The organism is Caulobacter segnis (assembly GCF_003243465.1).
In the GTDB taxonomy this organism is placed as follows: domain Bacteria; phylum Pseudomonadota; class Alphaproteobacteria; order Caulobacterales; family Caulobacteraceae; genus Caulobacter; species Caulobacter segnis_A.
Genome location: NZ_QFQZ01000127.1, coordinates 1 through 7950, shown reverse-complemented (window position 1 = coordinate 7950; position 7950 = coordinate 1). Strand labels below are relative to the sequence as shown.

5 protein-coding genes are annotated in these 7950 nt (G+C 66.3%); 3 read left to right on the top strand and 2 right to left on the bottom strand.

The genetic code is table 11. The features are described from left to right. Positions 1-386: 386 nt before the first annotated feature. Positions 387-1715 carry an MFS transporter gene (locus DI526_RS22550; RefSeq protein WP_304283029.1) on the bottom strand — a complete coding sequence of 443 codons (1329 nt, stop codon included), beginning with the start codon at positions 1713-1715 and terminating at the stop codon, positions 387-389. 110 nt (positions 1716-1825) lie between these two features. Between DI526_RS22550 and DI526_RS22545 the strand changes: the two genes are divergently transcribed. The 3 genes from DI526_RS22545 to DI526_RS22535 all read left to right on the top strand — a co-directional run bounded on the left by DI526_RS22545 (position 1826) and on the right by DI526_RS22535 (position 6785). Then, positions 1826-2992 (top strand): ROK family transcriptional regulator, encoded by a 1167-nt coding sequence (locus tag DI526_RS22545; RefSeq protein ID WP_304283027.1) that lies wholly within the window; start codon positions 1826-1828, stop codon positions 2990-2992. Positions 2993-3176: 184 nt separating this feature from the next. After that, positions 3177-5738, top strand: coding sequence for a TonB-dependent receptor (locus DI526_RS22540; RefSeq protein WP_304283025.1), 2562 nt, complete (start codon positions 3177-3179; stop codon positions 5736-5738). A gap of 60 nt (positions 5739-5798) precedes the next feature. After that, positions 5799-6785, top strand: a complete 987-nt coding sequence (locus DI526_RS22535) for a hypothetical protein (protein ID WP_304283022.1) — start codon at positions 5799-5801, stop codon at positions 6783-6785. A 422-nt stretch (positions 6786-7207) separates the two neighbouring features. On the opposite strand, the gene DI526_RS22530 is transcribed toward DI526_RS22535, so the two are convergent. Next, the coding region (locus DI526_RS22530; RefSeq protein ID WP_304283020.1) for a hypothetical protein at positions 7208-7950 on the bottom strand (743 nt) is incomplete at its 5' end.

The following is a 7950-nucleotide window of genomic DNA, read 5'->3' as shown; positions in this document are numbered from 1 at the left end:
CGCTTCACGTTCATCAGACACTCCTCTCCAGCTCCGAAAAGCTAGCATGGGTGTCCACTGAAACGAGGGAGGATCACCCGATGATCTGCTCTTCCGCGAACCGTGATCGCTTCATCTGTCCGTCCTTTGGTCGGGGCGGACTCTAGTTATTTCTAGAGGAGTTTCAGGGGGGGGAAGTCAAGGGAAGCGACGGGACCAACATCTGTTGGACGGAGGCAGGAGAATTCAGAGTCCTTGAGGTCGATATTGAGCTCATGCCTCTAGGATTAGAGCGACTGTGCGACGAGAACGTACCGCTCAGTTGTTGCGCGGATCACGCCGCTAAGCTTTGCGAGGCCCCCAGTTCGACGTCCCTGGCTTCTGGCGAAATGACCGGGGCGATCGCGCTAAGTTGGTGGCATCCCAGGAAGCTTTAGTTCGGAGCATTTTGGGGGCGTGTTCAGTCGAACGCTGATCCCTAGGGCGATCAGGGCGCCCGCCACCGAGCAGAGCGTCAGCAGCGTTATGAGATCCAGCCGCGGCGCGCCGCCCACCCCCACATCCTTCCACTGGGAGGCCTGAAGGCAAAATCCAATCAGGGCCGCGTTGAGGCCGCCGCCGACCTTCACGCTCGCGGACATCAGCGAGAGCGACAGGGCTTGACTGGGCGCGGGAGCCCGCGCCGCAGGGGCCACGGCGTCGATGGAGATCGCCCAGTACATCATCGGCGTCAGCCCAAGCCCAAAGCCGTATACCGCCAACACCGCGTAGATCGCTTGGGACCTCAAGAGCGTGAAGGGAACCGCGGCGGCGGCGAGCGCGGTGACGACGAGCGCGGCGTGAAGCGTCGGGACGCGCCCGAGCCGTAGCGCGATGGCCGAACCGCAGGGGATCGCCACGGTTCCACCGACCGCGATCCAGAACAGCGCGCGGCCCGACCAGGCCGCGTCGCCGACGACGTTCTGGCCGATGAACAGCATGCCCGCGCCCAGCGCGTCGGTGAGCACGCCCGTGGCCAGGATCACGCCGACCAGCATCCACAGCCGGCCATTTTGGACCACGGCCTGAAGCCGGGCGCTCAGCGCGACGGGCGCCGCCCGCCCCGATGCTCCTCGTCGCGCCGTAGGCAGCGCTCCAGCGCTCAGCACATAGGCGAGGGCGGTCACAAGGGTCAGCAGCCCCATGGCGATTATCAGGTTCCGAGGCTCGAAGCGTCCGCCTTGCCCGCGCAGAATCGGGGCCACGCAGGCCGAGATGGCCAGTGTCCCCAGCATGGCGAAGCCTTTCTTCATGCCCCAGATCACGGTGGCGTCGTGACCTTGCTCGGCGATCTGGACCGCGCTGAGGTTCGCGGGAATGTCCGAGAAGGTGTAGGCGATCCGGAAGGCGACGAGGAAAATCAAGATCTGCCAGCTCGACGCCCATCCTCCGGTCGTCAGCGAGAAGAACGCGGTGAGCACGCCGCCGGCGATCAGCGGCGCGACGAGGTAGTAGAGCCGGTAGCTCCAGCCGCGACGGCTGAGGCCGTCGATCAGGCCGCCGACCAGCGGATCGGTCGCCGCGTCGGCGACGAGGCTGGTCATCACCAGCATGCCCGCCAGGTCGGGATCGACACCCAGCGTCTCGACCAGATGGAACAGGGCGAACAGCTTGAACATCCGCCACAGGATCGCCTTGCCGAAGTCGACGGTCGAGCACCGCGCCAGGAGCAGGAGGCGGGAGATCTGAAAAGGCATGCGCCGGAAGAGCCTTCGCGCCGGTGAGACGAATTCGAGATGCCAACCGCGCCCGGAGACGTTTATGTTCATGTCGTGAACGACGTGTAGCGTGCGAGGATGGCGCTTCGATGAACCCGGCTCCTTCCGCGCTCGCCCCGTCGTCGCGCGACGGGCTGTTCGACCTGAACGCCACCGAGCGCAGGGTCCTCCAGGTCGTGCGCCAGCAGGGCGAGGTGCACCGGGGGCGGATCGCCGAGCTGTGCGGCTTGCAAGCCTCGACCCTGACCAATGTCTCGACCTCGCTGATCCTGCGCGGCCTGCTCGTGGAGGTCATGGCCTCGCCGAGCGGCAAGCGGGGCAAGCCCCGGCAGATCCTGTCGCTGGCTCCCGAAGGGGCCTTCGCGGCGGGGGCGGCGCTGACCGTCGAGCACCTGGAGATCTGCCTCGCCGACCTCGCGGGCCAGCCGCGTTGGGAGGCTCGGCTGCCGCTCTGGGACCTGTCTCCAGAGGCTGTCGCCCAGGAGATCGCGCGCCAACTGGCGGAAGGGCGCGCGGCGCTGGGCTGGCCCGACGCGCGCTTCCTTGGGCTGGGGCTGGCGATGCCGGGCCATGTCGGACGGGGCTCGCCGATCCCGATTCCGCTGCCGCAGTTCGCGTCCTGGCGGGGGCTGCATCCTGGACGGTTTCTCGCGGAGCGTCTGGGCGTGAGGGTGGTCTACGAGAACGATGCGGCGTCGATGGCGCTGGCGGAGTCGCTGTTCGGCGATGGTCGCCAGTTCCGGAGCTTCCTGTCGATCTATGTCGCCCATGGGGTGGGCGGCGGGCTGATCATGGACGGTCAGCTTCAGCGCGGCGCGCATGGCAACGCCGGGGAGATCGGGGCCTTCTTCCCGCGCAATCTCGCCAGGCCCTCGGGAGACGATCTCCTGGCGCATCTGGCGCGGTGGGGCTTTCCGGTCAGTCGGATCGAGGACGTGACGCTGACCGAAGAAATCCGCCCCGCGATCGAATCTTGGATCGAGCGCGCCGCCGACCAGCTGCTCGAGGTCGTCCGGAGCGCGACCTACCTTCTCGATCCGGAGGCGGTGTTCGTATGCGGGCTGCTGCCAAAGCCGGTGGCGGAGCGCCTGGTGGAGCGGATGCGGTCGGCAGCGGCGGCGCGTGTTCGCGATGAAAACCCTTGGCCGGAAATCCGGTTGAGTTCGGTGACCGCCTCCGGTCCCCGGCTCGGAGCGGCGGCCTTGCCTCTGACCGCCGCGCTCGCCCCCGAACCGCTGTCCGCGATCGGATTTTAGTTCAGAAGCGGAGGAAAAGGGCCGCCTGTCATTGCTCGGATGATTGCTGGCGACGTGTGTTTACGCTGTTTTTTCACCCCGAGCCCGCGTGAGCGCGATGGCCGAGGAAAAAACCGTCACATTTATCTTCTATTGATGAAGATATTGGCGGCCCGGAGAGATGCCGCCCTCCGTGGGGGTTTCAGTGCAAAAGATCCAATTCAACCGCGCCGGCGTCAGCTGGCTGGCGCTGACGGCCGCTCTGGTGGTCGCGCCGCTCTCGGCGGCCGCGCAGCAGGTGGACAAAGCGCGCGCGTCCAAGCCGTCTGCGGACCACAAGGCTTCGACGAAAGCCGGTGAAGCCCGCGATCAGGCCGAAGGTCTGGGCCTGCAGCTCGACACCCTGATCGTCACTGGCACCACCGTGGGCGAGCGCCAGTTCGAAACCTCCTACGCCGTGACGACCCTGTCCTCGGCGGATATCGAGCGGATCGCGCCGACGGGGACGATCGACATGCTGAACCGGATTCCCGGTGTCTATGGCGAGGCCAGCGGCGGCGAGGTGCAGAACGTCTGGCGCATCCGCGGCGTGCCGGGCGAGGGCGCCTTCACGGAGTTCCAGGAAGACGGCGCGCCAATCCTGGCCCAGAACGGCGCCCACTTCGCCAACTCCGACGTGTTGAGCCGCATCGACATCATGACCCAGCGGTTCGAGGTGGTGCGCGGCGGCACGGCGCCAGTCTTCGCCGACCAGGCGATCGCGATGATGAACAACATCAGCCGCCGCGGTGGCGACGTGGCCAAGGGCGCGGTCCGCCTGACCGCGGGCAGCATCGGCCTCGGCCGGGTCGACGCCTACTGGTCCGGGCCGCTGGCCGAGAAGACTTATCTGGCCTTAGGCGGCTTCTACAGGGTCAGCGATGGCTATCGGAAGATGGGCTACACCGCCGACAGGGGCGGCCAGTTCCGCATGAACCTGACGCGCGAGATCGAGGGCGGCGACGTCAACCTTTTCGTCCGCGTGCTCAATGACAAGAACGCCTTCATCCTCCCGGTGCCCCTGGCCAATCCGGACAATCCCCAGGACTCGCTGTCGGACGTCCTCGACCCGTTCACCGGCACCCTGAACACGCCGTCGCTGCGCCATGTGAAGATGATGATCCCACAGGGGAGCGCGCGCTCCGTCGAGGTGCTCGACCGCGACCTGACCGACGGGCGGCAAACCCGGCTGAAGACGGTCGGCCTCGACTTCCAGCGCACGCTGGGCGACGGCTGGCGGATCAGCAACAAGGCGCGGGCGACGGAGATCGGCGGCGGGTTGGACGCCATCTATTCCGAAGGCTATCCGACCAACGCCAACGTTTTCGCCCAGCGCTACGCCAGCGCGGCCGCCAAGGCGTTCGGCCCCGTCGCGCGCTTCGGCTACGTGATCGCCGGCGCGAACGGCGCCGAGGTCTATGACCCCGCCCAGGCGCACGGCCTGATCCTGACCGGCGACTACCGGGCGACGAACCTGAAGGTGAAGTCCCTGCTGGACGACTTTCGGGTCTCCAAGGCGCTACAGACGCCCTTGGGCCGCCACGACCTGACGTTCGGCCTGTTCGGCTCGCACTTCGAGCACAGCCTCGACTACTACCGCCAGCGGATGCTGATCGAGATGACGACCCAGCCCCGCCCGTTGGACTTGGTGGCCTACAACAGCGCCGGCAAGGTCATCGGCTCGGTCACCGACGGCGGCGTCATCACCTACGGCACCGCCGCCGACCGCGACTTCGCGCGGATGAACCACGTCGCGGTCTATCTGAACGACCAGTGGCACATCACCGACAAGCTGCGGATCGATGCGGGTTTCCGCCAGCAATACTCGAAGTTCCATGGCCGCAAGTACGGCACGGCGACGTACGACCTGGGCGACAAGACCACGCTGGCCGATGACAAGGTCAAGGGCCTGACTGGCCTCTTCAGCGAGCGGGAGGCCAGCTACGACCTGTTCTCGTGGACCGCCGGCGCCTATTACGAGTTCTCCAAGCGCGTGGCCGGCTATGTCCGCTACGCCAAGTCCTACAACGCGCCGTCCGCGCGCAGCGTCGTGCGCGACGCCGAGATCGACATGACCGAGGTCGATCAGTACGAGGGCGGCCTGAAGCTCGATACGAAGAAGCTCGATGTCTTCGCCACCGTCTTCTACGCCAAGTACGCGCCGTACTCGGCGGCCGGCTCCGGCATCGATCCCAAGACCGGCGAGATCATCCAGGCCAACTATACCGGCGACGCGGTCAGCCCCGGCTTCGAGCTGGCCGCCAAGTACCGCCCGGTGCGGTGGTTCCGGATCGACTCGTCGATCAACTACAACGGCATCAAGCTGGCGCGCCTGACCGACGAGTACGGCGGTCCGCCGATCGACGCCAACGGCAAGATGCCGACCCGCCAGCCCAAGTGGTACGGCTCGATCTCGCCCAGCGTCAGCTTCAAGCTCGGCAAGGTCGATATGGACGCCTACGCCCGCGTCAACTACGTCGGCGACCGTTATGTGGACGTCAGCAACACGACTCTGATGCCCGCCTACACCACGTTGGATCTCGGCGTGTCCGCTGACTTCGACGACTGGAAGATCAAGCTCGCCGGCCGAAACATGACCAAGACCTTCGCCCTCACCGAAGGTAATCCGCGCGCCGACAAGCTGGTGGGGCAGGGCACGCCGGAGCCGATCTACGGCCGTCCGATCTTCGGCCGGACCTTCGAGCTGACGATCACCCGCGACTTCTGATCCGTCTCGCCTCAAGGCGGGGTCCAGGCGGCGCCTGGATCCCGCGTACGGGAACTCTCCATGCACAAGACCCTGACGGCTTTCGCCTGCCTGGCCCTGGCCGGCCTGTCTTCGACTCCCGCCGCCGCCTGGGGCAAGCGCGGCCACGAGGTGATCGACCGGGCCGCCGTGATGGCGCTGCCCGAGAACGGACCGACGTTCTTGAAGCGCCACGTCGAATATATCGCCGCCAACGCCACCGAGCCGGACAACTGGCGCAACGCCTCGGAGCCGCTCTCGAAGATCGCCGAGGATCCCAATCATGGCTGGTTCCGGCAGCAATTCGCCTTCATGCGCGTGATCCCACGCTCGCGGTTCGAGTTCATCCTGGCCTTGAAGGATGAGCACGATCGCCTGGTCGCCAGGGGCGACCTTGAGGCGGCCAGCCGCACGAATGTCCGCTGGACTGGTACGCTGCCCTATGCGGTGGTCGAGGGCTACGGCCGCCTCGTCGCCTGTTTCCGCCAGGTTCGCAAGCTGCAGGCCAAGGGCGATCCCAGCCTTATCGAGCCGACCTGCGCCTTCCATGTCGCCTGGCTGGGGCACTATGTCGGCGACGGCGCCCAGCCGATGCATGTCACCTGGCACAGCAACGGCTGGCGAGGCCCCAATCCGAACGGCTACACCCTGGAAGGCGACATCCATGGACGCTTCGAGACGCGCTTCGTCAACGCGATCGACCTGAAGACAACCGACATCGACGGCCGGCTCGGCGCGATCGACCACCAGCAGGGCGACCTGTTCGACCAGGTCCTGGCCTTCGTGGACGCCAGCGGCCGCGACGCCGAGGCCGTCTATCGGATGGACAAGCGCAACGCCTTCTCCAATCCGAACGACACGGAGGCGCGGGAGTATGCCTATGTCCACGTCGCCAACGGCGCGCGCTTCCTGCGGGACCTGATCCAGCGCGCCTGGACGGAAAGCGCAACGGCGCCGGGGGAGCGCCCCAATCCGAATGATCCCAGCGCGCCGCACTACAACACAGCGACGGGATCGACGCCCGGTTAAGCGATAGCGCGTTGAGGAGCGGTCGCCAGTGGCGGGAAGCTGAGACAGCGTTAAGCTTGTCGAGCCGGCTTCCTGGTCAGCGTCGAGTTGTGGCCCCAGGTTGGCGAACTTGCCGCTTCGTTCCGTCCTAATGGGTTAGCCGGACAGTGTGAGGTTGTCGCGTCAGGCTCATTATGGCGGGCTCCTAACGCGAGCAGTTTGGCAACCCAACGCCGCCAACAGTGCGACGCATTGTGATTTGAGCTCTGTCCAGCGTAACGGTTGTCCGTCCTCGCTGCGAGCGAATGAAGGTGTCGCTTCCGTCTGAGCGAGAACGTCGCTGAAGGTCCATTTCCAGTGCCACAGCCAACGTCCGTTCCTGGCGCAAGACGGAGGCGCCCTCAAGCCAGGCGCGACGGCGCACCTGGGCTGAGGCTTCGAGTTCATCGATCCGCGTTGAACCTCGCGATCATCACCTTGCCTACTTCATCCATGGCGGCCGAGACGTCCTTGCTCCAAGCGACCGGATCGACTGTGACCTGATAGGTGCGGGTCTTCTGGCCGCCGACGCCGGCCAGGACGCCGATGGCGCTGGCGACGCCGTCGCTGACCTTGCTTCCCCGGGGCGTCGTGTCGTCGACCGACAGGATGGAGTCCGGCATGACGATCGGGCTGGTCAGGGCGTAGCGCTGGCGATGGCCCAAGTCCGAGTAGGTCGACTTGGCCTGGGGCGTCAGAACCCACAGCTGGGTGTCGACTGGCAGCAGGGCGACATTGGCCTTGCTCTTCACGCGGGCGGTCGGCGGGCGCATGCCCAGCATACCCCGGCCCCGCGCCTCGATCTCGGCGAAGTCGACGACCATGCGGACACCCAGGATGCCGGCGTTCAGCTCCTTCATGGCCATCTCCTCGGGCACTTGCGAGCCCGTGGTGGTCATGGTGTCGCCCATGGCCTTGGCGCGGCCGTCCAGCGGCGTGAAGTAGAACTTGTAGCCGGGGGGCGAATAGAACCCGCTGCGGTTGGCCCCGCCGCGGATGTAGGGCGCGGGCTTGGCCATGTTCATCAACCGCTGCAGGCCGGCGCTGCGAATCACGGCGTCTTGCAGCGGGATGATGGTCACGCCGGTGGCGGCCAGCTCCTCGACGAACTTGGCGTAATAGGCGTTGGTGATCGCCTGCATGTCCT